General features: G+C 60.2%; 24 protein-coding genes and 1 riboswitch. Of the genes, 10 read left to right on the top strand and 14 right to left on the bottom strand.

Annotated features, from left to right (window positions below; all coding sequences use genetic code 11):
- Positions 1–143 precede the first annotated feature (143 nt).
- Positions 144–1,664: a cytidylate kinase-like family protein gene (locus LJE93_17375; GenBank protein ID MCG6950689.1), complete on the bottom strand. Its 1,521-nt coding sequence runs from the start codon at positions 1,662–1,664 to the stop codon at positions 144–146.
- A 116-nt stretch (positions 1,665–1,780) separates the two neighbouring features.
- Complete coding sequence (locus tag LJE93_17370; protein ID MCG6950688.1) at positions 1,781–3,181, bottom strand: HAMP domain-containing protein; 1,401 nt, start codon at positions 3,179–3,181, stop codon at positions 1,781–1,783.
- On the opposite strand from LJE93_17370, the gene LJE93_17365 reads away from it, so the two are divergent.
- The 3 genes from LJE93_17365 to LJE93_17355 all read left to right on the top strand — a co-directional run bounded on the left by LJE93_17365 (position 3,153) and on the right by LJE93_17355 (position 5,886).
- Positions 3,153–3,530: a hypothetical protein gene (locus LJE93_17365; GenBank protein ID MCG6950687.1), complete on the top strand. Its 378-nt coding sequence runs from the start codon at positions 3,153–3,155 to the stop codon at positions 3,528–3,530. The two genes, LJE93_17370 and LJE93_17365, sit on opposite strands and share 29 nt — an antisense overlap.
- 188 nt (positions 3,531–3,718) lie before the next feature.
- Positions 3,719–4,171, top strand: a complete 453-nt coding sequence (locus LJE93_17360) for a response regulator (protein ID MCG6950686.1) — start codon at positions 3,719–3,721, stop codon at positions 4,169–4,171.
- A gap of 170 nt (positions 4,172–4,341) precedes the next feature.
- Entirely contained in the window at positions 4,342–5,886 is a 1,545-nt protein-coding gene (locus tag LJE93_17355) for a HAMP domain-containing protein (protein ID MCG6950685.1), read from the top strand.
- A gap of 56 nt (positions 5,887–5,942) precedes the next feature.
- Here the strand turns inward: LJE93_17355 and LJE93_17350 are convergent, their stop codons facing one another.
- The 5 genes from LJE93_17350 to LJE93_17330 form a co-directional block, all read right to left on the bottom strand.
- Entirely contained in the window at positions 5,943–6,725 is a 783-nt protein-coding gene (locus LJE93_17350) for a cytidylate kinase-like family protein (protein ID MCG6950684.1), read from the bottom strand.
- Between the two features lie 13 nt (positions 6,726–6,738).
- Positions 6,739–8,556 carry an SLC13 family permease gene (locus tag LJE93_17345; protein ID MCG6950683.1) on the bottom strand — a complete coding sequence of 606 codons (1,818 nt, stop codon included), beginning with the start codon at positions 8,554–8,556 and terminating at the stop codon, positions 6,739–6,741.
- 415 nt (positions 8,557–8,971) lie between these two features.
- Positions 8,972–9,661 carry a TrkA family potassium uptake protein gene (locus LJE93_17340; protein ID MCG6950682.1) on the bottom strand — a complete coding sequence of 230 codons (690 nt, stop codon included), beginning with the start codon at positions 9,659–9,661 and terminating at the stop codon, positions 8,972–8,974.
- A 27-nt stretch (positions 9,662–9,688) separates the two neighbouring features.
- Positions 9,689–11,041 (bottom strand): Trk family potassium uptake protein, encoded by a 1,353-nt coding sequence (locus LJE93_17335; protein MCG6950681.1) that lies wholly within the window; start codon positions 11,039–11,041, stop codon positions 9,689–9,691.
- On the bottom strand, positions 11,042–13,105 hold the full coding sequence (locus LJE93_17330) for a chloride channel protein (GenBank protein ID MCG6950680.1): 2,064 nt from the start codon (positions 13,103–13,105) through the stop codon (positions 11,042–11,044).
- A 61-nt stretch (positions 13,106–13,166) separates the two neighbouring features.
- On the opposite strand from LJE93_17330, the gene LJE93_17325 reads away from it, so the two are divergent.
- Entirely contained in the window at positions 13,167–13,871 is a 705-nt protein-coding gene (locus LJE93_17325; protein MCG6950679.1) for a DUF2270 domain-containing protein, read from the top strand.
- Here the strand turns inward: LJE93_17325 and LJE93_17320 are convergent.
- Positions 13,849–16,215, bottom strand: coding sequence for a tetratricopeptide repeat protein (locus tag LJE93_17320; GenBank protein MCG6950678.1), 2,367 nt, complete (start codon positions 16,213–16,215; stop codon positions 13,849–13,851). The genes LJE93_17325 and LJE93_17320 overlap by 23 nt on opposite strands.
- Before the next feature lie 402 nt (positions 16,216–16,617).
- Here LJE93_17320 and LJE93_17315 point away from each other — a divergent pair, with 402 nt between their 5' ends.
- Both LJE93_17315 and LJE93_17310 read left to right on the top strand, forming a co-directional pair.
- A complete protein-coding gene (locus LJE93_17315) occupies positions 16,618–17,397 on the top strand; it encodes a hypothetical protein (GenBank protein ID MCG6950677.1) in 780 nt (259 codons plus the stop codon).
- A 365-nt stretch (positions 17,398–17,762) separates the two neighbouring features.
- A complete protein-coding gene (locus LJE93_17310; GenBank protein MCG6950676.1) occupies positions 17,763–18,059 on the top strand; it encodes an RNA-binding protein in 297 nt (98 codons plus the stop codon).
- Positions 18,060–18,198: 139 nt separating this feature from the next.
- On the opposite strand, the gene LJE93_17305 is transcribed toward LJE93_17310, so the two are convergent.
- From LJE93_17305 to LJE93_17290, 4 genes are all read right to left on the bottom strand, one after another.
- On the bottom strand, positions 18,199–19,104 hold the full coding sequence (locus tag LJE93_17305; GenBank protein MCG6950675.1) for an alpha/beta fold hydrolase: 906 nt from the start codon (positions 19,102–19,104) through the stop codon (positions 18,199–18,201).
- A 235-nt stretch (positions 19,105–19,339) separates the two neighbouring features.
- Entirely contained in the window at positions 19,340–19,771 is a 432-nt protein-coding gene (locus LJE93_17300) for an SRPBCC family protein (GenBank protein MCG6950674.1), read from the bottom strand.
- Positions 19,772–19,824: 53 nt separating this feature from the next.
- Positions 19,825–19,934: riboswitch (cyclic di-GMP riboswitch) on the bottom strand.
- Between the two features lie 200 nt (positions 19,935–20,134).
- Positions 20,135–20,611, bottom strand: a complete 477-nt coding sequence (locus LJE93_17295) for a DUF3795 domain-containing protein (protein MCG6950673.1) — start codon at positions 20,609–20,611, stop codon at positions 20,135–20,137.
- Positions 20,608–20,925, bottom strand: a complete 318-nt coding sequence (locus LJE93_17290) for a hypothetical protein (protein ID MCG6950672.1) — start codon at positions 20,923–20,925, stop codon at positions 20,608–20,610. The genes LJE93_17295 and LJE93_17290 overlap by 4 nt, the downstream gene beginning before the upstream one ends.
- Between LJE93_17290 and LJE93_17285 the strand changes: the two genes are divergently transcribed.
- A complete protein-coding gene (locus LJE93_17285; GenBank protein MCG6950671.1) occupies positions 20,924–21,214 on the top strand; it encodes an RNA-binding protein in 291 nt (96 codons plus the stop codon). The two genes, LJE93_17290 and LJE93_17285, sit on opposite strands and share 2 nt — an antisense overlap.
- Positions 21,215–21,358: 144 nt before the next feature.
- Positions 21,359–22,354, top strand: a complete 996-nt coding sequence (locus tag LJE93_17280; GenBank protein ID MCG6950670.1) for an adenylate/guanylate cyclase domain-containing protein — start codon at positions 21,359–21,361, stop codon at positions 22,352–22,354.
- A 239-nt stretch (positions 22,355–22,593) separates the two neighbouring features.
- On the opposite strand, the gene LJE93_17275 is transcribed toward LJE93_17280, so the two are convergent.
- A complete protein-coding gene (locus LJE93_17275) occupies positions 22,594–23,172 on the bottom strand; it encodes a hypothetical protein (protein MCG6950669.1) in 579 nt (192 codons plus the stop codon).
- 307 nt (positions 23,173–23,479) lie between these two features.
- Here LJE93_17275 and LJE93_17270 point away from each other — a divergent pair, with 307 nt between their 5' ends.
- Positions 23,480–24,148 carry a helix-turn-helix domain-containing protein gene (locus LJE93_17270; GenBank protein MCG6950668.1) on the top strand — a complete coding sequence of 223 codons (669 nt, stop codon included), beginning with the start codon at positions 23,480–23,482 and terminating at the stop codon, positions 24,146–24,148.
- Positions 24,149–24,278: 130 nt separating this feature from the next.
- A complete protein-coding gene (locus LJE93_17265; GenBank protein ID MCG6950667.1) occupies positions 24,279–25,136 on the top strand; it encodes a MerR family transcriptional regulator in 858 nt (285 codons plus the stop codon).
- An 84-nt stretch (positions 25,137–25,220) separates the two neighbouring features.
- On the opposite strand, the gene LJE93_17260 is transcribed toward LJE93_17265, so the two are convergent.
- On the bottom strand, positions 25,221–25,460 hold the full coding sequence (locus LJE93_17260) for a translation initiation factor (GenBank protein MCG6950666.1): 240 nt from the start codon (positions 25,458–25,460) through the stop codon (positions 25,221–25,223).
- Between the last annotated feature and the right edge of the window lie 121 nt (positions 25,461–25,581).

The following is a 25,581-nucleotide window of genomic DNA, read 5'->3' as shown; positions in this document are numbered from 1 at the left end:
AAGGCCCCACCGCTCCCGATGAAACCGCTCAGGATGCCGCCTATGAAGCCGAGCAGGACAACCTGAAGGGCGATGGCGAGATTGATGTCGATGTATTTGAGGGCTAGAAGCTCGTGCATGTTCGACTCCGTTGTTGGTCCTTTTCATTCAATGCGAAGCAGACGCAAGGCCAGCTGCGTCACGCTGGCGTAGAGAAATGCGAACACGGGAACGAAAATCACGACCGCCACTGCGGACAGCCACGGCACACGGGAGTGGAGTGATCCGCCGATAAAGTCGAGGACCTCGGCCTGGTGGGTGAAGACCAGGAAGAGTGCGATCAAAACCAGGCAGATGTGGCCGACAAACTTCACCACGTGGCGGGCGCTCAGCGAGAATTCCGAGCCGAGCTCGTCGGAGGTGATCACCGCCGCCTTGAGGCGATCGCGCAGATCGAGCGCCAGCTCCCGGGTCATGCGCTTCCTCGCCGACTGGTCCTTGGAGAGGAAAAGGTCGCCAATCACAACCAGCGAGTATTTGTCGTCTCCTTCTGAAGTCATGATGATTTCATCACAGCCTCCGCGCACCGTGTTCTGACCGCCCGAGCGGCCGAGACCAACGAGCTCCTCCTGGGTCTCCCGGAGACCGCCGTCCTCGGTGACGGGCTGCGGCTCGTCATCCTCGACGCCCCCGGTTGGAGAAGGCTGTCGGTACGGGAGCGCGCGACTCGTCTGCTCGGCGATCTCAACACCCGCCGCGTCGCCGCCCGCCGCCCCTGGAGGAATCAACCGCATGAGCTCGATCGCCGCTCCCCAACGCTGGGCCAGTGAGCTGATGTGCTGGAAGCTGTCGGAGGCGGTGCTGAAGCGCTCCTGGATCCAAAGAATGCTGGTCTCGGCCATCGTGCAGCGGATCTCCTGGCAGCCCTCGAGGGCAGCGAGCACCTCTGGTATCGCATCAGAGAAGGACTCCTGTGCCGGCGTGTAGGTGACGGTGAGTACGCCGCCATCCGCCTGCACCTGGAGGTCGGCATCAGCAGTTCTCGGATCGAAGGCGAGATCGAGCCTGGCCCGAGCCGCGAGCTGGATGTCGGCAACACGTTTACGACTTGCAGGGGTTGGGCGGAAGTCGGCCAGCTCGGCCATTTCGCACAGGATGCCTGCCGCGTTGCTCAAACCCAGGTTCTCCAGGTTCAGGAAAAGGTCAAACTGCCCCGGAGCCGACGCGTCCACTCGGTGCACGAAACGCGCCCACTTCTCGAAGTCCTCGTCCAGCTCCCGCAGGTACTGGTCGGCTTTTTGATGGGATATGTTGAGCTCGCGCGCCGCACGCTGCACGCGGGTCTCACGGGGCTGGGTCAGGCCAACCCTGAGCCGGTGAGTGACTCCGGGCAGCAGCAAATGCCCGGACCGGCCGCTGTAAATCAGATTGCCGTCGCCAGCTCTCTCGCACAGCGCTGCCGTCAGATACGCAAGATAGAGGTTCTTCTCCCGGGAGAGACGCTCTCGCGTCGACGGCCGCTTCAAGACGGAGACCTCGAGGCGGCCCGTTTTTATGCCCCGCTGACGGGCGAGATCCACCAGCTCCTCCCTGGAGACCAACGGCCAACCAGTCTTTCCTGCCAACCCTTCTGCCAGCTCTTCTTTCCCGCTCTGCGCGTTGCCCGAGATCATCACGATAGACATCTCGACCTACCCTCCTCCGTGCGGAAATTTTTGGTGTTCATCTCCAGGATCCTTGTCAGCTCCCATCGAACGGTGACCTCGTAGTCGATCATGGCTATGCGATACCGATCCATCCCTCAGATCCAGGCTTCGGTCTTTTCAGGTAACGGGAGGAATATTGAAAAGCACGTGCCTTCGCCGGGCTTGCTCGTGACCACCATACGTCCCCCGTTCTTGGCGATGATGCTGTAGCTGACCGACAGGCCGAGGCCGGTTCCCACCCCGTCCTTCTTGGTGGTGAAGAACGGATCGAATATCTGATTCCTGATATCCTCCGGAATCCCGGGACCGGTGTCGATCACGTCGATCCGGGCCTCATCAAGTGTCTCGGAACGGTCGAGTACGACCCGCAGGTCGCCACCGTCTTCCATCGCTTGGATACTGTTCATGAACAAGTTGAGCAGCACCTGCTGGAGGCCACCCTTCTCGAGGCGGAGTCTCGGGAGCTGCTGTTTGACCTCACTGGTGAAGGTGATGTGGTGCAGATCCAGCTCATTGTGAACCAGGCTCGCCGTCCTGTCGATGAGGTCTTCGAGGTTCACGTCCTCGGCCTTGGGGTGGCTTGCGCGGGTGAACTCGAGCAGGTTCTTGACGATGTCGCTCGCACGATCGGCCTGGTCCATGGCCTCCTTGAGCAGCGTCGAGCACTCCGGGCCGCCCAGTGTCTCAGCATCCTCGAGCATGGATTCAATGATCAGCGAAATATTGTTGAGGGGGTTGTTGATTTCATGTGCGATGCCGGCGCTCAGTGTGCCGAGCGAGGCGATCTTGCGGGACCGCACCAGCTGTTCCTGCCGGTTCTCCAGCTCCGTCACCATGCGGTTGATGGCGGACACCAGAACCTGAATCTCGTTTTTCGGGTCCCCGTACGGCGTAATCTGCTGGTAGTACCCGGTAGCCACGGCCTCAGACTCTCGCGCAATCCGCGCCAGAGGCCTCACCACCCGCTCACCGATGAAGATCACCACGAAACCCATCAGAATGAGCAGCGCCACAAATCCGAGCAGGGGCAGAGGAATCAGGTCCTGCATGCGCTTGTCGATGGCCCGGCGTTCGGTCACAACCAGCTGGTCGGCAAGGATGAGAAGGGCTTGGCCGGTTCCGCGAATCTCTGCCTGAACGTCGTCGCAGGCGACGGTCGCACAATCCATGCGGTGCAGCTCTTCCATCTTGGCGCCGTACTCGTCGCAGTGGCGGACGAACCGCTGGTAGTTGTCTTCACCGAGGACCTTGGTCAAGGTCTCACTCTCGCGGCGCAGGAGTACGCCGAGCTGGTTTGTGTAGGTGACATTCTCCTCGTAGTCCGAGTCGAGGCGGAGAAGAAAGTAGTTCTTTTCGTACCGTCGCATCTCGAGAATCGCGCTGTTCAGCTGCTCAGCCGTCTCAAGTACCTCGAGGGACCGGTTCAGGCGTTGAAGGTTGACGTAGGTGACCCCGATGATCCCGCCCATGAAGAGAAAGCAGATCGAGAAAGCCATCACGATCTGGACACGGATCGTCCGTGGCATCAAGAACATGCCGTCCATTATGGCGCAGCCGACGGGAAAAACCACCCGGCGGTCCGTGTCGCAACATCTCTACCTCAAATACTCTGGCACCCAAACGCACCTGGCCTCCGGACAACGTGCTAGTCTGAAGGGGAACACGAGGAACTTCCTGCCCTTGGGTTGGATCTCCTTGTTTGAAGGGGCTGGAAGAGGCGGGATGAACGCCAAGGTGGTATTCCCTCGCCACGATGTGCAGGGCCGCGAGAAGTCTCTCGGCTATGCGGCAGTACCGGCTGCTCGCATGCGTTGCCTGAAGGAAGGCATCAAATGGCCAAGATAGAAAAAAAGGACAAGACAACAATCGAGGACTGGATGCAGCGGGTATCATCCGCTGAAGCGGCGGATGCCGACGATGGTTCCGAGATTCCTGGTCCTGACGTCGCCGAAAAGCTGGCACTTGACGAAAGCATGGTTGTCAAGTCGGAACGTCCGCCGTCCGTAGTGGCCGAGGAGGGAGAAGCTGAGATTATGGAATCCAAGGATGAGCCTGTGGCAGCGGCTGCCGAAGGCCCAATCAGCGTAATGATTGTGGACGATGAGCCCATCGTCGGCAAACGCCTCAAGCCCGCCCTGAGCAAGCACGGCTTCGAAGTCGAGGTCTTCGAGTCGCCGACCGTGGCACTGAAAAGACTCGGCGAGAAGGAGTTCGACATAGTCGTCACCGACCTGCGGATGGACGAGGTTGATGGCATCCAGCTTCTGGAGCACATCATGTCCTCGAAGAGCAACACGCGAGTTGTGCTCATTACGGGCTATGCAACCGTGGAGGTGGCGCGAGAGGCGCTGGTCAAGGGCGCCTTCGACTTCATCGCCAAGCCCTTCAAACCAAAGGACCTGAAAGCCGTGATATACAAGGCGGCGTTGTCTCTGGGATATAAGGGTGTCCAGAAGCCCGGATTATTCTCGCAATTCCGTAGCTGACCCGCATCATTCATGAGGTCGCTACTACCTTTCTCGCGAGACACGGAAGGGTATGCATGTCGGCAGAACCTTGGTTCTGCGGATCGAGGTGGCATCAACCCGCGCCGTGCAACGCAATCTGCAGCGGGAGGACGGCGAAAAATGAGATTTGTTGGCCGAGAGGGCGTGGCGTGATAGATCGAGACCCTGGCGTGCTCCTGACCTCTGAGGAGGATCGAAGCAGGCTTTCAATTGCTGCCGACGAGGCGCAGGAAGCCCTTCGCCAGCGGCCCAGCTTTACGATACGAGCACGCCTCGGCGTCGGCCTCGTCTTCTTTCTGCTGGGGAGCGTCGTCGTCACCGTCACCATGATGCACCTGATGACCCGCATCAAAGAAAAGGTGCACTTCCTCGAGGCAGCTCAGAGCTACATGTTCGAGATCCAGCAGGCGCGACGGTTCGAAAAGAACTTCCTGCTGTACGGCACCAACCTCGACGACGCACTCGAACATGTGCGGAGCGCCCGCAGGGTCCTCGAACTCGAGAGGGAGGACCTTGGGGCGGTTGTCGGTGCTCCCATGGTCGACTCCATGGCCGACAACCTCGGGCGGTATGAGAACGTTCTGTCCAGGCTCCGCTCTGAGAAGCCCACTGAGCTCACCAGTGAGAGACGCGAACAGATCGAGGCCGAGCTCCGCGAGCTCGGCAGCACGATGGTGAGTTCAGCCGAACAGTATGTCAGCAAAGAGCGCCATGCGGTGGAGGCAATGCTCGCCGTTTCGCAACGGATCCCGATCCCGTTTCTGGTGATGCTGATCCTGGTGGCGGTCTACTTGCTGTTCTTCGTGGGTCGCCAGATGTTGGCGCCCCTGGGTCGCATGATGGAGGCCACACGCCGCATCGCCGAAGGCGATTTCACGCCGATCACTCCACAACGCAGGTACCACGACGAGTTCTCGGACCTGGCGATGGCTCTCAACCACATGATGCACCAGCTCGTGCAGCGTCAGGACCTCCTCGTGAGAGCGCACAAGCTCAAGGCGGTCGGGACGTTGACGGCCGGGGTCGCCCACGAGCTCAACAATCCCATCAACAACATCATGGTCACCGCCTGCCTGCTGGAGGAAGACTACGAGGACTACTCCGAGGAGGAACGGATCGACATGATCCAGGACCTGGTGAGTGAGTCCGAGCGCGCTCAGGGGATCGTCCGCAACCTCCTCGATTTCGCCCGCGAGACCGATCCCGACATAGAGCCCCTGGGCATCCAGCAACTCGTGGAGGAGGTTCTCCGGCTGGCCAGCAACCAGATCAAGCTCGGCAGAGTCAAGGTCCGGGGTGAGGTCGAATCGCAGCTGCCGCCGGTCTTCGGTGATGCTCAGCAGCTCAAGCAGGTCTTTCTCAACCACGTGCTGAACGCCGTCGATGCCATGCCCGACGGAGGGACCCTGTCGATCAACATCGAAAAGGGCAAGAACCGGGATTTCCTGATGGTGGAGATCGCCGATACCGGCACCGGCATTCCCCAACACCAGCTGAACAACATCTTCGACCCCTTCTTCACCACCAAATCCAAGTCCAAGGGTACTGGCCTCGGGCTTGCGGTCTCGCTCAGCATCGTCAAGAAGCACGGTGGCGACATCTCGGTGAGGAGCCAAGTTGGTCGAGGAACGACCTTCACCGTCATCCTGCCGGCCGCCAAGGTGCCCGCGGATCTCACGGCTGCGGGCGCGTAGCCCTTTCCCACACAGATTCCTCGGAAAACGAGACGAAGACCCGAGCGTCGGATCATTCAGCCGAAGACGACGTAGCTGACACCCTCCATCTCGAGCACCCTGTCGCGGAGGGAGGAGATCTTCTGCTGTTTGCTCTTGCGCACTGCCTTGGAGTGGATGGTGACCTCGCCGTCCTTTGCGGTGACAGCGACATCGCGCAACTCGCCAACCAAACCGGCCTTGACGCGACAGGCGAGCTCCTGATCACGAATCATGTTCCGCGAGTAGGTAACGGGCTTGAACCTGACCTCACGCACGGTCTCCTCGATGGTTCTAACGGCACCTTCCACCCCGAGCTGCGACACGTTGACCACGAGGTCGAACTCGCTGGGCTCAGTGCCGTCGACTCCGAACATCTTGGTAAACCATTTTTTGCACGCTGCCTGCTCCCTGAGGAGCGATTCCCGCGCCCTCGCCTCCGACACATGATCGGAAGCCGCCCGCCACACCACTTGATCCTCGAGCTCGGCCGTCACCTTCACCTTCATGATGTGAGACACATCGGTGACGAGCATGTGACCGATCGCTCCGCTATACAAAACATTGTCCCGGCAGAGAGCCGCCACCAGCGACGCCTGGAAGCACGCCAGGTACTTCTCCGGAGCGCCCAGGAGCCGCATCGTCAGCGACGGTGAGAAGCTCAGAGCCTGCCGGAGCTGGTCGGTGGAAAGGCCGTAGTTTGCAGCTGCCGCGGCCTCGATATCCGCGCCGAGAGACTCATAACCGAGATGACTGCTCACTTGCGAGGCGATCTCGTCGCCGGGACAGGAAAGGTCTGAAGAGAGGATAACGACGGACACTGGTTCAACCCCTTCACATATACAGGAGGTACAAGGTCGCGATCATCACGACGATGAAGATGACGGTGAGAATCCCACCAGCTTTCATGAAGTCGACGCTTCGGTAGCGCCCGGGACCCATGTACAGCGCATTCACCTGGTGGGTCGGCAGCATGAACGAATTGGACGTGGCCAGGCCCACAACCAGCGCAGCCATTCGGGGATCCGTACCGGCCCCGGTCGCCAGATTCACCACCAACGGCACCAAGAGCACCGTCGCCCCGACGTTGGAAATGACCAGCGTGAAAACAGTTGAGAGGACCGCAATCACGGTGAGAAGGAGGACTTCGGGAACTGATCCCCCCAGAGCTCCGAGGACCCGTTCGGCGATCCAGGCGGCGGTTCCTGTCTTCTCGGTAGCGATACCGAGAGGTATGAGGCCTGCCAACAGGAAAATGGTTCGCCAGTCAACTGACTGATATGCCTCGTCAATCGTCAGGACCCGCGATACGATCATCCCGAGGGCGCCGGTCATCAAGCATACGGAGAGTTGCATATCGGAAAACATGACCATCGCGATGGCCACCGAGAACCAGATACCAGCCATCACGGCCTTCTCGGGCTTGAGCTCCTCGACGTCGATCGGCGTGGTGAAGATGAAGAGCCCCTCATCGCGCAGAAGCTTGAGCCGTTTCCACGTGCCCTGGAAAACAACCGCATCGCCCACGTTCAAAGTAGTATCCAAAACATCCGTCACGAGGGTCTTGTCGTGGCGGTGGATGGCGAGGGGTGTCACGTCGAATCGTTCGACGATGTTGAGCTCACGGAGGGTCTTCCCGACGGCACGGGAACGGGGCGCGACGACGGCTTCGACGTTCCCGGCGTTGTCCTCGGAGAGAATGTCGTTGAACGTTTCGAGCGAGTCCTTCAGCTGTAGGTCCTCCTCCTCGGCCAATCGCTGAAGGTCCTCGGGCGTTCCGTAAAGAGCGAGATCGGTGCTGTCCCTGACCTCTTTGTCACCCGGCGGGTTGAGAATCACGAGCCGGCTCGGTTCGGACATCGCGACAACCTGCACGGAGTATCTCTCGCGGAGTTCCTCGACCGTTACCGGCTCGCGATAGTGGGTGAAGTGTTCGGGCGTGCGGGCCTCCCGGGGTGCGACGTACGCGCGGTCACCCGGCTCCCCAGGGGCGCTGTCTCCGTCCGCACTCACCGCGGCGGCAGCCGACTTCGTCTTGGGCAACACGAACCGGCCGAAGATCACGAAGTACGCGATGCCACTCGAGACGAGGGCGACGCCCACGGGTGTCACGTCGAACAGACCGAAGGGTTCGAGATTGAACGGCACCAACAGGTCGTTGAGAAGGATCAAGGGGCTGCAGCCGACGAGTGTGAGAGTGCCTCCCAGAATTGCCGAAAAACCGATCGGCATGAGCATGGTGGAGATCGGGATTTGCAGCTTCTTGCTGACGCGCTGTATGGCTGGCAGGAAAAGGGCAGCCGCGCCGATGTTCTGCATGAAGCTCGAGATCCCCGCCACCGTCACCGAGATCGCAATCACAATCCTGGAGGGCGATTTTCCGGCGAGTGCCAGCACTGGCGTCACCACACGGTTGATAATTCCGGTCTTGTCGAGTCCGGCTCCGATGATGATGACGGCGATGATGGAGATGACCGCGTTGCTGCTGAAGCCGACAAACGCCTCTTTCGGAGTCACCAGCTTGAGTAACGGCAGCGCCACCATCATCAGGATTGCCACCACGTCGACACGAATCCACTCGACGATGAAGAGGAAGATCGCCACGCATATCATGATGATGACCAAGGTCATCTCGCCGGTCAGGGGCTGCATCGTCTGACACCTCGGTAGCTGCTTGATCGTTCTCTCTGGAAGGAGGAGCCGCCATGGTCGTGCGATGGGTAAGGCGCCGTATCGATGGGAACCAGCGCCGGTGAAGAGGCTGGTTCCGCTAGAGACCTTCTGCGAACCGGAAGCGACACCATCGAAAGCGGGTCGAGAAACGGCAGCCAAGCCTGTCTGGCTGCCGCAGCGGCGCACCTATCGCCCACCATCATTCGACGATGATAGCAAGGATGTACCGGCAACGCCTCGGGCAGCTATGGCGGCGCAGTCGACCAATTTCCTGTCATGACAGGTAAGCCGAGTCGCGAAGTGGGCCGAGATGTTGGTTCCGTCTTGAGGCCCTCGGAACCTCGGGATGCCGATCGAGACGGCATCGACAACACCCGATCTGAGGGGTAACAGATCAACCGTGCACGAGAGCGGAGAAGCGGTTGAGATTGGCGATCTTTCCGAGCAGCAGCAAGATCTCCCCCTGGCGCAGGACCGTTGTGGCGGGCGGTGCGACCAGAACCTTTCTGTCGCTCGCCCCTTCACCCGGCTCGACGATGCCGATGACATACACCTCGTGCTCGGCGCGGATATCGAGCTCGGTGAGAGACTTTCCGATGAAGGAATTCGGAACCGCCGTCTCGATGACCGCGATGTCCGGCGCGAGCTCCATGTGCTCCACCAAGTCCGGCGTCATCAGTCGTTTCACCAGCCGATCCGCGGTGTCACGTTCCGGGAACACCGTCAGGTCGACTCCCACCTGGTGGAGCGCCTCCGCTTTCTCGTCGGTGTCGACCTGGGCGACGATGTGAATGTCCGGGCGCTTCTTGCGCAGCATCGTGGTCAGCAGCACTGCGGCGTCGAAGGAACTGCGGAAACCGATGACCACGGTGTCGACCTCGAACACACCGAGGTGTTCTAGTGTTTCCTGATTCATCGCATCCGTCTGCACGGCCCTGGTCACATTGTCGGCTATTTTCTGGATGAGGCGGCCATCCAGGTCTATGGCCAGGACATCGACGCCCGTGCTGAAGAGACCGGTCGCGACGCGAAACCCGAACTTGCTCAGCCCGACAACCGCAAAACTCTGTTTCTGAGAGACCACGTTGGACCCCAATCACTTCCGTCGACACTACCCGATTATGACGTCGGCCTCCGGCAAACGATAGTCCAGCCGCGAGCGTTCCCCGATCAGCGACGCAGCGATCACCAATGGTCCGACACGGCCGACAAACATCAGACCCATGAGGACCAGCAAGCCTCCATCCGAAAGGCGGGTGGTCAGTCCCATCGAAAGTCCGACGGTGCTCAGCGCGCTGACGACCTCGAACAAGTGCTCCAGGAACAGGCCGCGAGTTTGCTGGTGTGGGAGCTCACCGAACTCCGTCGCCTGAAGGGCTATCATGCCGATCACTACGAAACATGCGTACAGGGCGACCAGTGCCAGCGCTTTCGCCACCAACTCCGGAGGCACCCGTCGGCGTCCGATCTCGGCTTCAGGACGGTTGAAAAAATGTGCACGAACCAACGCCATGATCAACACCATCGAGGTGGTCTTGACGCCACCGCCGGTGGAACCTGGCGAAGCGCCGATAATCATGAGAACCACCACGACCATGAGGGTCATGTTCGTCAGGTGGGCGATTTCGACCGTGTTGAAACCGGCGGTCCTGGCTGTCACCGAGAGGAAGAGCGACTGAACGATTTCTCCATATACAGATTCGCTGGCGAAGGTGTTGTTCCACTCGAAGGCGAGAAAGAACAGGGCATGGGTCACGATCAGAACGAGGCTCGCCACCACGACCACGCGCGTGTGGAAGGCCAGCTTGCGCCTTGTTCTCTTGATCACCGCTGCGGCTTGTTCGACGACATCCATTGCGGCGACAAAACCGATTCCGCCGACCACGATGAGCGCCATTACCGTGAGGTTCACGACGAGATCTTCCGAGTATCCAATCAAGCTGTCGCTGAAGAGGCTGAAACCGGCATTACAGAATGCTGAAACGGAGTGGAAAATGGCTAGCCAGACCGCCTGGCCGGCATGATAATCAGCTTGAAACCTCAGGAAAAGGATGAGCGCACCGACGGCCTCGCTCGACAGGGTAAAGACCATGATGCGGCGCAGCAGGACGGCCGGAGACACCCGGGGATGGGCGCCAATGGTGTGGACAGTCAGAATCGACCCATAAAGACCCAGTCGTCCGCGCAGCGACAGCAGCACCCAGTTGGACAGCGTCAGAACACCGAGGCCGCCGATCTGGATCAAAACCAGAACGGCCAGTTGCCCACCGAAGCCCATGTCGCTCGACAGGTCGACCACTGTGAGCCCTGTCACGCACACAGCGCTCACCGAGGTGAAGGCAGACGTGATGATCCTCGTGTCCAAACGCCCCTCGGTGGTGCTTTGCAGCTGGAGGAGGGCAGTTCCGATCAGGATCATTGCCGCGAAGGCCAAGACCACCAACAACGCGGGCCGCGGGCGCATTCAACCGGTCCTTTCGAACTGACTGACTCGATCCTCGTTCCCAAGCACCAGGACGACGTCACCCTCCTGAAACACGGAGTCCGCGTGCGGCAGCTCGTCGATGATCTGTTTGCCGTTGTCTCCCGTGCGTTTTATGAGAAGGAGACTGACACCAAAGCGCTTGCGAATGTCGAGCGAGCCCACGCTGCGGCCGAAAAAGCTCGCCGGGACCTCTACCTCAGCCATGCTCATCCCGCGCACGCCGGGTAGGGCCTGCCGCCGCGCGCCGCTACCGACCGAGCCCGCCATGGTCGAGGCCATGTCGCGTTTGAGGATCTCGGAGTTGTACGCCTCGATCACGTCCTGGGGCCAGAGCGCACCCACAACGCGGCCTTTGTCCACCACCGGCGCGGTGAAACGGTATCGCCCGAAGCGCCGCATGACCTCATCCAGGGGATCCTCTGGCCTGAACACCGGGTAGCCTTCGGTGCGCATCATGTCCTCGGCAATTACCAGCCCTCGCACTGATTCAGGGTCGGTCATCAGAGGACGAATATCGTCGATCGTGATCACTCCGAGGAGTCTCCGATCTGAATCCGTCACCAACACCGAATCTCCCGGCCTTTCGACAAAACGGGAGATCACAGGCATGAGCTTCTCGGCGCGTCCGGCTTCGGCGTATTCGCTCCGCATCGCATCGCCCACCGAAAGGTGCGCGAGCACGTTGGCCGAATAGCCGCCGCGAATGTCGACCCCCCGCCGCAGAAGCTTGAGAGTGTATATCGACGCCTTCTGAACGCGTGTCGCGAAGAGCGTGGCGATGATGCAGCTGATCATCAACGGCAGGATGATCTTGTAATCGCTGGTGAGCTCGAAAATCATCACGATGGCGGTGATCGGTGCGTGAGTTCCCGCCGCCACCACAGCACCCATCCCCACCAGGGAGTATGCGCCGGGGCTCCCCGAAAGCTCGGGCCACATGGAGTGGACCACCGTGCCGACCGCGCCGCCCGCCATCGCGCCGATGAAGAGGGAGGGCGCGAAGATTCCGCCGGATCCGCCCGAGCCTATGGTCAGCGACACCGCAACGATTTTCACCATCACCAGCATCAGCAAGAGGTGCCAGGCGAGATCCTCGGTCAAAGCCTCGTTGATGGCCTCGTAACCGACACCGAAGATCTCGGGATATCGGATCGCAATCAATCCGATGAGCACCCCGCCGAGTGCCGGCTTCAGAATTGCTGGAATGCGCAGCGAGTCGAAGAGATCCTCCGCCCCGTACAGGGCACGGACGAAGACCACCGCGAGAAGACCGGCGATGATTCCCAACGCACCGTACGCGAAGAGCTCGTTGGCACTGACCAGGCTGTAAGCCGGCACCTCGAAGGCCGGAAAATCGCCGAGGAAGTGGCGGCTGACCACGGTCGCGGTCACCGACGAGATCACGATCGGGGAGAACTGTGTCACCCCGAAATCCCCGAGGATGATCTCGACTGCAAACAGGGCGCCGGCCACCGGGGCATTGAAGGTGGCGGCTATGCCGGCCGCGGCGCCACAGCCGACGAGGGTCCGCATCCGTCGCTCACCCACGTGCAGCCACTGGCCGATCGAGGAGGCGATGGCGGAGCCGATCTGGACGATCGGCCCCTCCCGGCCTACCGATCCCCCCGAGGCGATACATACGCCCGAGGCGACCAACTTGGCGATGACAACTCGAGGACGAATTCGACCGCCGTGAAGCGCCACCGCCTCCATGACCTCGGGCACGCCGTGGCCTTTGGCCTCGGCCGCGAAGCGGACGATGATCGCGCCAACGATCAGGCCACCGACCGCTGGTGAAGCGATCTTCCACCAGTTCGGCAGTTGCCTGATGTAATCGAGAGTGACCTTGTCTGTGTGCCACGCCACCACCTGGAAGAGACGGATGCACTCTCGGAATCCGACTGCGCCGAGACCACCGAGAAGGCCGATCGCAATCGCAACCAGCACCATGTACGAGTGCTCGGTGTACTTCAGAAAAAGATGCGCGCGCTCGAAAAGGCCCAGGGCACCTCGAAAAACCAGGGACCGACTGTCCAATTTCACCGTTTCAGTGTACGCCCGCCACCCGCGGACAGTTCGAATACTCGCGTGATAGAGTTCGCCGATGGCCATCGAATCTAATCCGCTAGTCGACGCCATCGATGAGAGTGACACGGTGACGGCAGTCACACACCTCTACAGGGCGGAGATGCAACGGATGTCGGTGTGGAGGCAGCGGCTTGACGTGACCTCGAACTGGACCGTCATCCTCGCCACCGCCTTGACGACGTTCACGCTCGGCTCCCCCGACATTCCTCACTACACGCTGCTGCTCGGCCTGGCGCTGGTCTTCATCTCGTTATTCCTCGAGGGCCGTCGTTACCGTCATCTGCACCACAGCAAGTGGCGGCTGTATCTCCTCGAATCGGGCTTCTTCGCGAACATCTTGAGTCCGCCGAAATCCTCGGATCCAAGCCCGGACTGGATCCATTTGCTCGCGGCAGACCTTCGTCAATGCGACTTTTCAATCAGCTGGTTGACCGGAATACGGCTCCGGCTCCGCCGCAATTACCTGTTGGTAATCGGGTTCATCGCCGCAGTCTGGGTCACCAAGCTCTTCATTCACCCTACCCGGGTCACCAGCCTGACCGAGTTCTACGCACGTCTCCATGTCGGTGATTTCATTCCTTCGTGGTTGGTGGCCGCGACTGCCCTCGCCTTTCTCGTAACTGCCGCCGTGCTCGGCCTCACCTGTCCGTCGGCCGAAGAGTTGGAAGACTGGAGCGTCGAGTATCACCGGCAGCGCATCAGTGAAAAGGACGATCAGTAGGCGACCCCGACGATGCGCGCTCGATCATGGCTGCCGCGTGAGAATTATCGGGATCGAGCTCGAGAGATTTCGTGAAGCTCGAGACGGCTCCGTCGTAGTTCTTCATGGTCATCTGACACTCGCCGAGGCTATCCCAGGCGTTGGCGTTTTCCGGGTCGAGCGTGACAGCGAGCTCGAACACGGTGAGCGCCTCGCTGAGTTTCCCCGATTGCATGAGACCGTAGCCCTTCGAATTGAGCGTACGAGCGATCGCTCGCGGACCGGTCCCTGTCCACGATCCTGCGTGAGCAGCGTTCATCGTGTCGAACACCGCCTTTGCGGCTGCCGGTCCCCGCTCGGCGGCGATTTCCTCGATCGGGCGGAGCTCACCGAGAAGAGTCGAGACTTCAACCGCCTGATCGAGTAACCCAGCGACGTCTTCATCGAGCAGCAAGCGGTCACGCCGCAGCTCGACCAGGCTTTCAACGACACGCAACAGGTAATCCGCCCTGCTGGCATAGCGCTCAGCGATCGATCGCCTTGGATCGTTGGTCGCCTCGCGGTCGTCCTTCGTCAGGGGCATCGGCCACACCGCCCCTGCGTTCCTGCGCAGGGTGCTGCTGAATACGGGCGAACGCATGCTCCAGCCTGTGAAGGTGGCCAGCGGCACATCGACCTCCGGCAGGCGAATCCCGGCGATCTCGTGCCCATCGGCATCAACCTGCGGCACGAGTGCGACGTAGCGCGGGCCGGTTTTGGGTGGTACGTTGTCGGCGATTCCCTGGCTCGACCAGCGCGGCCCGAGGTCGAGGCGCAAGGGCTGATAGTACGACGGCGGCAGGAGAACACCCGGTATCTTCGGGAACGCCTCACGCCAAGTTTCGAGATCGACCAGAGAGCCGTCAGAGATCTTCGGGATACGAGATGGCGGCGGATCGACGCCACGGCTGACCCACTGGTCGAGCGCTATCAACAGGGCGCGGCCGACGAACGCGATTCGCGAGTCGACGTGGGCGCGCGACGCCACCAGGTAGATCCGCACCGACGGGTCGATCTCTGAGTCTTTTTCCCCGGCGACGTCCGTGTGCAGCAGGGACGCAGCGCGCGTCCAGTAGTCGGTAGACGAGTTGATGAATATCATCTTCGGCAGGAATCCGGAGGCGCGCGCCCTGGCCAGGGCGTCGCCGCGCTCGCCGGTCACCGGGTCGACCTGCTCGACCGTGTTGAATGGAAAGGTGTCGATAGGGAAACGATTATCTTCGAGGTGCGAACCGTGGCGGGTCGGTTGTGCGAAGCGGGAGTTGAAGAGTCCCCTGCCGGCGCCAGGGCAGTTGGCGATGACGCCGTCGAAGACGAGTCGATGCTTCTCATCACCATTGAAATCCTGATGGACGAAGTGGTAGATCAATCGACCGGATTGCGAGTGGCCCCAGGCATAGACGTGGTCCACCGCTTCGTGGAGCGGGTTGGGAAAGCCAGAGTCATCGGTCTCCTCGTAACGGAAGAAAGAAACGACGTCGCGGATGGCGGCCAGACCGAGCCCGGCAATGCGTGGATTGGTCGCCGTGTAGACGAGCTCGTACAACCAGCCCGGCTTGATTCCCACGGTGACGGTCAAGAACCCTGGATCGGGCACGACCTCACCATCCTCGAATCGGCCGAACGCCCAGTGCTCGCGCGGCACCTCGACCGGATCGGTCCACGGGTATTGTCGCCTGGTCAGCCTGGCGGTCGATGTATCCAGGCTGGCGGGTTGCTGGGGCAGGGATCCGCCCCAGGTGAGCGGGAGGGTGTAGACGAGGTCGTCGGCGTAGGAGTAGATCTCGGAGTACGTCCTGCCGATTATCGGTTTGCCGTTCTCGGTGGCGACCGGCACGCGGATATTCAACTTTCTATCGGACACGATCACATCGGAATTCCACCCGCACCACAGGTAGGCGAAACCGCGACTGTAGAGCCAGTTCTTTTCAGTCTCGAAATTGAAGACGCCCCCGTGCTTATTGCCGCGGTTGTTGATGAAGTACAGCAGGCGTCGGCTGCCGCGGGTCGCATCGACCGGTTTGTGGAGCTCGAAATCGGTCGAGAACTCGACCTTGCCGGACCCGTTGCGAGGCGCGAGATGGAGGTCCACGATCAAATAATTGGCAGGGTTATCGGGATCCACCTCAAGGTCGATCGTCCCTTTCAGGATTTCGTATGCCTCCGACTGCCCGTGAGTTGGCTCAGGTGGAACCACCTCGCGGCTGATCACGTGCACGGCGACGACCTCGGCACGAGACAACGCTGGGCCGACCAGTGTGCTGGTCAAAAACAGAATGGAGATGGCGAGGATTCTGGGCGATGTTCGAGCACGATCTGCAGACATACGACCTGTCCCCCGGTTCACTACTACCATGGTAGTACGGCAACGCCACACAACAGTTTCATGGCCACGGCTCCGCCGTCACTGTCGCTGAAACCAGGATGGCGGGCCTCGAGCGCTGCCGACTCGTAAAATGTTTTGCCCGCCGGGCTCAGTTGGCGGTTCCTTCAGGCCTCATCAGGGCTCATGGAATGAAGCATCCCTGTTGATCCGGACTATCTGCGAGGATTCGTCACGAGGGCGGCGAGGTGCTGCGGGCGGGATGTTCCGCAGCAAGAGCTTCATGATCAGTCGGGGTCAAGTTTGGGCGCTGGTTGACAGCACCGTCCTCCCGGACCACATTCTTTTCATACACCCAAGCCCGGAAACGGGGAACGACAACCGAGTTTCGAAGAAGGAGGATCCATGAAAAAGAGAATTATGGTGTGTTTCGTCGTGTCACTGCTTCTGATCCCGGGCCTGGCGGTGGCCGGGGAGGAGAAGGAGCCACAACAGCTTGTCGTGTTTCAGGAGTTCGCGGTCCATCCCGAGGGGATCGCAAAGTTCGAAGCGTCGCTCAAGGCGCTTCACGGACCCGCAACCGAACACGGCCTGGACTACGGGTGGGACGTTTACGCCTCGGACGACATGCGTTACACGATCACCTTTTGGGTCGACGGCCTCGCCGGCCTCGAGGCCACATCCAAGAAATGGATGGCCTTCGCCGACCTCTGGGGTAAGGAGAATTTCGCCGACTGGAATGACGACCTCGACGCCACGCTGAAGCACACCAAAGTGAGTCTCTGGTATCCCCGTCCCGATCTGTCCTACCTTCCAGAGAACCAGCCCGAGGGGGACGACTTCTTCTTCTGGGGAACGATATTTGTCAAGCCCGGCCATATGGAGGCTGTCGAGGAGGGGTTCAAAAAGTTCGCCCAACTTATGACAGAACACGAGGTGCCGGGTGGATGGAGGACGGCAGTCGGAGGCCTCGGAACCGAAGGCCCGGTCATCGGCTATCTCGAGTGGGGCGCGAGCGCCGGCGCGTTCTTTACGAGGGCCGACGTGGTGGAGTCGAACGAAGAGCTGATGAAGGCGACCGCGCCCGTCTGGGAGAAGATGCTGCCGCACATCCGTGGCTACGAGTACGTGACCGGAAAATACCGCAAGGACCTCTCGTGGCACCCGGAAAAGAAGGCGGAATAGGGTCGAGGAGTTTCTACCCACCCTGCCAATTGGGGAGTCGGATGTCGGAATACAGAATTCGAGCCCGTCCGGGCAGCGATCTGGAGGGGCGGCACATATAAGTCCCGGCGAAGCCGGATGGCGTCCTTTTTCCTGCCATTCCGACCGAGCAAACGGGGTGAGCGAGCAGAGGAATGACAGCGTGGCCTGGTGTCCCCGGCCACAGTCGAGAAAATAGTTGGAAAACAAGAGGATATCTGTTATAGTGCGCTGTCTGTTGCCGGCCAACGGGGCCGGCTTCTGTTTTGGGTGGACGCACGGTCCACCACGGTTTGCGAGACGGGCGCGCTCCGGAACAGCAGCGCTCAGGGAGATAAGAGAGAGATATGTCGAAGAAACTGTTTGTTGGTAGTTTGAGCTGGGGCACGAACGACGAGGCACTGCGCAACGCGTTTGCCGCCCACGGCGAGGTCAGTGAAGCGGTAGTGATCAGCGATCGCGACACCGGCCGATCGCGCGGATTCGGTTTCGTCACCTTCGAGGATGACGAAGCGGCCGACAAGGCGATTGCAGCCCTCAACGGCACCGAGCTCGACGGACGCACCATTCGCGTTGACGTGGCCCAGGCCAAGCAGCGCAACGGCGGCGGCGGCGGTCGTGGCGGTTACGGCGGCGGCTGGTAAGCCTGAACCGATCAAACCCGAAGCCCCTCCCGAGCGGAGGGGCTTTTTTTTGACCCAACTACCTCCGCTCCGGCAACCCGAGTGGTGATCTGCAGAGGCGGCACGAAAGCCGCCAGTGGTCGTTGAGGTACGAGGGAGGTCAGGACTTTGTGGTCGCCACCCTTAGAATCGCATCGGCCAGCTTCTCCGGGACCTCTTCCTGGAGGAAGTGACCGGCATCGGTTTCAACGACCTTGGCATCGGGAAAGAGCTCCCTGGCGCCCTTGAGTGATCGGCCGAGGATCGGGTCGCGTACGCCCCACACGAGCCTGACCGGCCCGGCGAAGGAACGGGCCCAGTCGTCTACTTCCCGCAGGGTTTCGAGGGTCGGACTGTCGAGGCTCAAAGGGACGAGTCTGGCCAGGGCCAGCGGGGCCGTGCGGTCTCGCACTCTGCGCAGCGGCCAGCGGTAGGCGCGCCGCTCGGCAGGTCCGATGCTCGATCGATCACCCTGCACGAGGTGGAGCGTCGGCAATGGAAAACCGAGCACGCGGAATGCGAAATCACTGATCAGGGGCCGATGGCTGAATCGGTGGAATTGCGTCACCCGCGGTTCTTGGGATGGCACGCGGAGGGCGGTGTTCGCGAAGACCGCACCGTGTATCCGGTCCGCATTTCTGGCCGCCGTCAGGCCAATGATCGGTCCACCCCAGTCCTGGCCAGCGATGGTCACATCTCGAAGGTCGAGCTCCCGGACGAGGGAACCGATGCATTCCGCGTGAAAGCCGAGCGTGTGGACGCCGAGATCGCGCGGCTTCGAGCTGAGGCCGAGGCCGACCAGGTCTGGGGCTATGACGCGGATATTCTGGTCGGCAAGGATCCCGATGACCTTGCGCCAAAGATAACACCAGGTGGGATTACCGTGTTGCAGGATGACCGGCGGGCCGTCACCCTCATCGACGAAGTGGATCGTGTGCTCGCCGTCGGCGAAGGCACGGCGTCTGAAGGGCAGCTGCTTCGAGAGCCAGGGGGGGAGCGGCGGCGGGGGAAGAAAAGTCGCGATCACACCAATAACTGCAGAGCGGCCAATACCACTCCGAGGATCGCCATTGCGATCACGGTCCATCGACCCAGCGACGGCATTCTCATCTCCTACCCCCAGTGTGTGGCAACACGATGACAAAAACGGTTCTGCTTTGCAACCCTAAACCGATCTTTCGGCAAAACACGAAAATTGCCAGGCGCTGATACGGCGCCTGGCAGCCATGGACTGAACCGGATCTGAAGAATACCCGTCGAGGTCATGCCTCGATCTGGGTCTTGATGTTGGCCATCACCGCATCGGCCTCGTGCTCATTGAGCTTGACGACCACCTTTTCAGCGAGCTTGCCGAGCACAGGTACGGGCACCTTGTAGTCCACCTCAAAGGTGAGTTCGGTCTCGTCACCGTGACCATCCATCAGCCACGTGATGGTGCTCTCGATTCCCTTTTCGTTCTTGCTCACCAGCTTCCTGTTCGGGATGACTTCCACTTCTTCACTATCTCCCTCGAAGCGGAGACCGGCCATCTTGTATGTCCAATGAAATTGCTTCCCTCCATTCGGCAGGTCGCGGATATCGGAGACTTCCATCATGCTCGGCCAGAATTCCGGGAAGTGGGTCTTGTCCTCGAGGAAATCGAAGACGTCTTCGACCTGAGCGTGGACGGTTGTCGTTTTACTGAGCTTTGCCATGGCTACCTCCTTGCGGTTTCGCGAGTTGGAGGAATTTCCACCTCGCCAACGCCTTCGGCAGCCCAGCCATCTTGGGATCCTGACCGCGGTCATCCCAACGCGGAGGAAACGAGGACCCGTGGCTTTCCGGCGCCGGCTTTCACCGGTTGTGGCTTTGTCGGTGCACTGAATAATATGGGTCCGGGAGTGGGGTAAATCAAGAGGTGAGCCGCGCGTCTCCCCGTTTTCCTGAGCGAGCGGAGCGAGCCGAGGGATCTGCGGGAAGTACAGCGTTGCCCACCTGCCCCACAGATTCCTTCGCTCGCTCGGCTCACTCGGTCGGAATGACAGGTCGAGTGGCTCGTCGATCAAGACAGGCTGGCTTCACGCCTGTGCGCGATACTTCTCCTGCATCTCGACGACCTGCTGCTTGAACTTGGGGAAGCGCCGCCAAAGGTCTTTGTCGCAATCGGTGAGCTCGTCGCACTCGATGCAGCAATCGAGCTCCTTTTCTTGGGCGCAGGCTCGAACCGTGCAGCGCTTCAGCACGATCCCCTCGGGCTTGTCGAGCGTCTTGCAGCCAAAGCAGATGGCCTGCTCCTCGTCGAATTCGATACCGAATCGCTCCTCGATCTTCCACAGCTTCCAGGCCTCACGCTTGAGTTCCACGTTGTTTTCAAGTGTGCCCTCGAGGAACTTGCAGTCCTCGGGGCAGCTGTAGCCGCAGAAGTTGAGCTTCTTCGGGTCGATCGGTTCGTCACCGGCCCATGCGACGAGCGGAAATCGCGCGCAGGCGCAAAGCCCGCACACTGTCGCTCCGGTGGAGATGAAGGTCCGGCGATTGATGGTTCGTGAGGTCATTTGAGCAACTCCTTCACGCAGCGGCTTTCCCGAAGTGAAACGTCGGCGGCGACCGATGGTTTCACTTCAAGCTCGAAATCCTGCAAAAATTGGGTCGAGGAACCGGATTTGAGATTGGCCGTTTCCCTGAATCTGACCCGCTCTCCCCGACCAATTTCGAAGAACCAATTGAATATGAATGAGATACCTGCTATTGTTTCACTTCCGTAGCCGGCCGCCGGGGCTGGCTTCTGTATGGATGGACGCAGGGTCCATCGCGATTTGTGAGACGGGCGCATTTGAACGACAGCGCCCGGGGAGATGAGAAGAGCCATGTCGAAGAAATTGTTTGTTGGAAGTTTGAGCTGGGACACGACTGATGACGGCCTCCACGCCGCCTTCAGTCCTTTCGGGGAGATCTCCGAGGCCGTCGTGATCAACGATCGGTACACGGGGCGCTCCCGTGGATTCGGGTTCGTCACGTTTGAAGACGATGAAGCTGCCGACAAGGCCATCGAAGCTCTCAACGGGACCGAACTCGACGGCCGGACCATCAGAGTCGACGTCGCCCAGGCCAGGGAGCGTTCCGGTGGCGGCGGTGGTGGCGGCGGAAGCAACTGGTAAACCAAACACAATCAACCACAAAGCCCCTCCACCGCGGAGGGGTTTTCTTTTGGGGTATTCGCGGGCTTCGTCAGGAATATCGACGTCGTTTGAGAGATTTCTCAATTAAGAAAATAGCGCTGTTGCATATCGAGAAAGTAGGAGATGAGCGAACCCTGCAGCCCACTCACGAGCTACCTCCCACCGGATGTCATTGAGTATCCGGCCAAATGGCTGATCTCCGAGAACGGTTCGGACCCGCCGGATGTCTTTCTTTTTTTCAACCGGATAGACATCTGCCGCTTCCACGAAAAGCGCCGCCTCCCGGGGCATCTGCTGGTCGACGACCAGACGGTCTCCGGCCGCCACTGTGTGATCACGCAGGATCCGGACGGCCGGTGTTTCGTCCGCGACACGAGCCGAAACGGCACCCGTGTCGACGGCCGGCGATTGACTCCGAATCTTACGACCGAGCTCGAGACCGGGCAGGTGTTGTCGATCGGGCGGAGTCTGCAGCTGAGGTTGGATGGGAAACTACCAGAGTTCGCCTCAGGCGGCACCGATGTCGAATCGACGCTCGGCGTCGAGCCAACCACGGTTGTCACCGTCCTGGTGGGAGATATCCGCAATTACACGACGCTCGTCCGTTTGGCCGGTCACGCCGACCTCCAGGAATCAGTCAACCGGGTCTTCGCGTTGCTGGAGTCCGAGGTGCAGTCCCTCGGCGGGACCATCAAGGAGTTTCAGGGTGACGCACTTTTCGCCTTCTGGGAAATTGGCACCAACGAGTGTCACGCCAGCTGTGCCTGCAGGGCCGCCCTGCACCTGGAACAAAAGGTCCGCAAATGGGCGGCCGACCCGTCGGTATGGAGTCTGGGCGGCCATCCGTTGCAGATGGATTTCGCTCTTGCAACTGGAATGGTCACCATTTCCGGGTATGGCGCTGAAGGAGCAATGAGCCTTTCGATGGTCGGCGAGCCAGTTGTGCTGGCCTTTCGAATCGAGAAACTGGCGGGGACCTCGACGGGACCCATCATCGTCTGTCCGGTCACCCGCAAGATGGCCGAGAATTCATTCGAATTCAGGGATCTCGGCTCTCATCAGCCAAAGGGCTTCGACGATCCGACACACCTCTACTCGCTGGTAAAGGCGAAAACCTGACGCGTGATCCTGAAGTCAATCGTGTTCAATTCAAAATTCTGAATTCTCAATTTCAATTTTGAATTCCCACCCGGCCCCCCTCGGTGCTCAGAGGGGGCGAGCGGTCATCGAGAACTGAGGATTGAGAATTCAAGATGAAACCCGGGTGGGCGGGAAATCCGGCACGGCCATCAAACGCAGAGAAGAACAATCTCTCGATCTCTTCCACGGTCATGGCGTAACGTGAGGATGGTCCCCCTTCAGCTTGGAACGTTCGGAGAATCGCCGCAGCGGGCTTCCTTGTTTCCGTCCTCATCGAACATTGTCTCGTCCAGCTCGACGAGGAGGTCGAAGCGAAGGCAAAATGTCGGCCTCAGCCCGTTGCCAGGCGGTCGGATGCAACGCAGGCGGCCCCAGAGTCGCTGCACGTCCAGTCCGACGATTCCCCTGCAAACATCCGGATACACGTAACCGAGATGGGAATCACGTTCCCTGCCTTCAGGGTCGAGGTAGGTGCCGATAACCCTGATCCCGCTCCGTTGGCGCCTCGATTCGAGGTCGCACTCGAAATGAAGCCAGCGAAACGAGCCGGTGAAAAATCCCAGCACCTCGGCCGCCCGAGCAGGATTGTTGAGACCTTCGATCCTGCAGTTCGTGTTGCGGACGTACCAGTTGCCGGGACGATCCTGTCGCACTCGGATGGTCTTCTTCGGGCAGTCCGGATCCAACGACTCCTCATAATACCAGCCTTCGGAATCCATCAGCAGCCCGGACGGGCTAATCTCGACGGCGGGTGCCGACCCGGGCCGTGGGCCGAAGATGGAAGACCAGATGCTCATCGCCTCTCCACAGTTAATGTAATATCAGTAATGGTTAAAAATAACCTAACTACAAACCAACCTAAATAAAATATATCATATTCTGAAAAGCGTTGCAAACCCGTCGACTCGTCCGGCCCGCGTGGTGTGTCACGTGCGGTTCCTTCACCGACTCCGGCTCTCCTCACAGCATAGAAAAATACGACTAATTACTTATACATCAACAACATATCTTGCTATCAACACTTCGCACCTAACAAAAATTTCAAAAATTTTCCCTATTCCAATTAATATGATGTAATATCTTACCTAGCGAGTAGGGGGCCCGATGAAGAAGGCAAGCGCTATGGAGTTTGGGCGGAGACTTCGAGACCTTCGCGAATCGTTGGATGTGACACAGGCCGAACTCGCCAATGCGGCACGGATGGATCAGAGCCTGTTGTCCAAGTACGAACGGGAGGATGTCAGCCCAAGCTGGCTTCAGATCGAACGGCTTCTCGAAGCTCTGGGCCAATCCCCGTGTGCCCTGTTTCCGGATGAATGCGCCGCCCACCTCGGCAGCGATGACGGGTTCTTTTCAATTTCATACTTCTCCGCACGGCCATCCGATCCGACGGGGATCGAGACGCCGACCGCGACGCTGCGGGTTCACCGGGAGTCTCCGATGGTCAAGGTCTTCCGTCTGCCGCCGATCTCGAGTCGTTACGTCCTCGTCAGAGAAGACGAGGACACGATGATTCCGGACTGGTACCCGGGCGACCACCTTGTCATCGACACCAAGCTCGAGGCGCAAACCGGCCGCATCGTGGTCGGTTACCTTGACAACGTCGCGATGGCGCGCCGCCTGGTACGCGACAAGAAGAACCTCCTGCTGATCGCCTCGAACCGTAACTATCCGCCAATCCCGTTTATCGAAAAAAACTGGAAACACGTGGGCGTCATCGTGTACGCAATGCGGAGCATGGCGAAGAGATATTCGGGAGCGGAGATCGAGTGATCTCGGATCTCATCGACAGCAGCGATCCGCAGTCGTAGCCGTCCTTTGAGAGCATCTCCATTGTTTTGAATGTTTTAGCAATAATCGACATATCTTGACAGTAATTTCGACCTTTTGCTATCTTCGAGAGATGAGCGAGTCATCCACCTACACGATCGGCGAAATCGAGGAGCTTACCGGCTTCGATCGACGAACGATCGCCTATTACGTGCAGCAGAATTTGCTCCCGAGGGTGGGGCGCAGGGGCCCCCGCACCCGCTACTCCCAGATCTTCCTCGACCGGCTGCGTTTCATCAGAAAGATCAGAGATCTCCAGGACCGAGGCGAAATGGGGCCCATGACGCTTGTCGATTTCAGGGACTACTTCCAGAGCACGCCGGCGGAGACCGTGGTGGATATCGTCGAGGGTCGCGAGCCCCCGCCAGAAATTCCACGGCGACCCGCAGAGGAAGAGCGGTCGGAGTCCCCGGCGAAAGGACACCAGCACTTGATCGCAGGCCGCAACGAGTACGAAAAGATGGCTGCCGCTCCCCGCGCGGAGGGTGTGCAAACCGCACCGTCGGATCGACCGATGAGCTCGTTGAGGGAGCCTGTGCCCGAGGCTCGAACGGATCGCGCGTTCCCGACGAGGATGTATCAATCGCTCACCGACATGCCGTCCGGGTCGGCGCCGCGAGACACCCCTTCAGGGGCGTTTCATCGCCTGACCCTCGACGCCATCGAAAAGGTCCCCGGCGCACCGGTGCCGCCGCGGCTGAGCGATCCGGCGCCAGCGGTGGAAGACGAGCTCAGGGAAGCACTCGCCCGACTCAATGCCGTGACCGCGCGCCAGCCCCGAGCCTACCTCCGCACGACCGAAACCTGGACCCGTGCGCGGGTGACCGAAGAGGTCATCCTGTCAGCCCGCGGTCTGAGCGAGAGGCACCTCCCTCTCCTGGAGGAAGTCGCACGAATCCTGAGGCGCTTGACACGAGAGAGCGAAATATGAATTTTGAATTCCCGCCCCACCCCCCGGAGAACGAGAGGGCGGATAAGAATTCAGAATTCAGCATTCCAAATTCCGAATTTCGAATTATCCCTTCACCGTCCACCCTTTGGCGCGTAACAGCTCCCTGATTTTCCCCCGGTGATCTCCCTGCACCTCGACGTGAGTTTCTCCAGCCTTGCCGCCCGAGCTACAGGCGCGCTTCAGCTCGGCGGCCAAATCCTTGAGAAAGAAACGGTTGCGCGGCAGGCTCTCGACAACGGTCACCGTTTTGCCCTTCCGCCCGGCCTTCTCGATCCGGAGCCTCGCGGTGAGTCTTTCGGGCACGGCCGGTTCCATCCGCGATGAGCAGCGGCAACTTTTCTGCGGCCACCCGCAGGTGGGACATACACGCCCCCGTTCCGTCGAATACACGGAGCGGCCTCGTGTTTTGCTGCTCATGGTGGCT

This window comes from Acidobacteriota bacterium, assembly GCA_022340665.1.
Classification (GTDB): Bacteria; Acidobacteriota; Thermoanaerobaculia; order Thermoanaerobaculales; family Sulfomarinibacteraceae; genus Sulfomarinibacter.
The sequence above is the reverse complement of the archived record's forward strand: the minus strand, read 5'-3'. Positions and strand labels throughout refer to the sequence as shown.

Excerpts from the sequence above, each read along its gene's own strand:
- LJE93_17360 (MCG6950686.1), top strand. The coding sequence starts at position 3,719 with ATGGAATCCAAGGATGAGCCTGTGGCAGCGGCTGCCGAAGGCCCAATC.
- LJE93_17265 (MCG6950667.1), top strand. The coding sequence starts at position 24,279 with ATGAGCGAGTCATCCACCTACACGATCGGCGAAATCGAGGAGCTTACC.
- LJE93_17335 (MCG6950681.1), bottom strand. The coding sequence starts at position 11,041 with ATGCGCCCGCGGCCCGCGTTGTTGGTGGTCTTGGCCTTCGCGGCAATG.
- LJE93_17320 (MCG6950678.1), bottom strand. The coding sequence starts at position 16,215 with ATGTCTGCAGATCGTGCTCGAACATCGCCCAGAATCCTCGCCATCTCC.
- LJE93_17315 (MCG6950677.1), top strand. The coding sequence starts at position 16,618 with ATGAAAAAGAGAATTATGGTGTGTTTCGTCGTGTCACTGCTTCTGATC.
- LJE93_17270 (MCG6950668.1), top strand. The coding sequence starts at position 23,480 with ATGAAGAAGGCAAGCGCTATGGAGTTTGGGCGGAGACTTCGAGACCTT.
- LJE93_17375 (MCG6950689.1), bottom strand. The coding sequence starts at position 1,664 with ATGTCTATCGTGATGATCTCGGGCAACGCGCAGAGCGGGAAAGAAGAG.
- LJE93_17370 (MCG6950688.1), bottom strand. The coding sequence starts at position 3,181 with ATGGCTTTCTCGATCTGCTTTCTCTTCATGGGCGGGATCATCGGGGTC.
- LJE93_17345 (MCG6950683.1), bottom strand. The coding sequence starts at position 8,556 with ATGCAGCCCCTGACCGGCGAGATGACCTTGGTCATCATCATGATATGC.
- LJE93_17280 (MCG6950670.1), top strand. The coding sequence starts at position 21,359 with ATGAGCGAACCCTGCAGCCCACTCACGAGCTACCTCCCACCGGATGTC.
- LJE93_17300 (MCG6950674.1), bottom strand. The coding sequence starts at position 19,771 with ATGGCAAAGCTCAGTAAAACGACAACCGTCCACGCTCAGGTCGAAGAC.
- LJE93_17275 (MCG6950669.1), bottom strand. The coding sequence starts at position 23,172 with ATGAGCATCTGGTCTTCCATCTTCGGCCCACGGCCCGGGTCGGCACCC.
- LJE93_17295 (MCG6950673.1), bottom strand. The coding sequence starts at position 20,611 with ATGACCTCACGAACCATCAATCGCCGGACCTTCATCTCCACCGGAGCG.
- LJE93_17285 (MCG6950671.1), top strand. The coding sequence starts at position 20,924 with ATGTCGAAGAAATTGTTTGTTGGAAGTTTGAGCTGGGACACGACTGAT.
- LJE93_17290 (MCG6950672.1), bottom strand. The coding sequence starts at position 20,925 with ATGGCTCTTCTCATCTCCCCGGGCGCTGTCGTTCAAATGCGCCCGTCT.
- LJE93_17365 (MCG6950687.1), top strand. The coding sequence starts at position 3,153 with ATGAAGAGAAAGCAGATCGAGAAAGCCATCACGATCTGGACACGGATC.
- LJE93_17310 (MCG6950676.1), top strand. The coding sequence starts at position 17,763 with ATGTCGAAGAAACTGTTTGTTGGTAGTTTGAGCTGGGGCACGAACGAC.
- LJE93_17325 (MCG6950679.1), top strand. The coding sequence starts at position 13,167 with ATGGCCATCGAATCTAATCCGCTAGTCGACGCCATCGATGAGAGTGAC.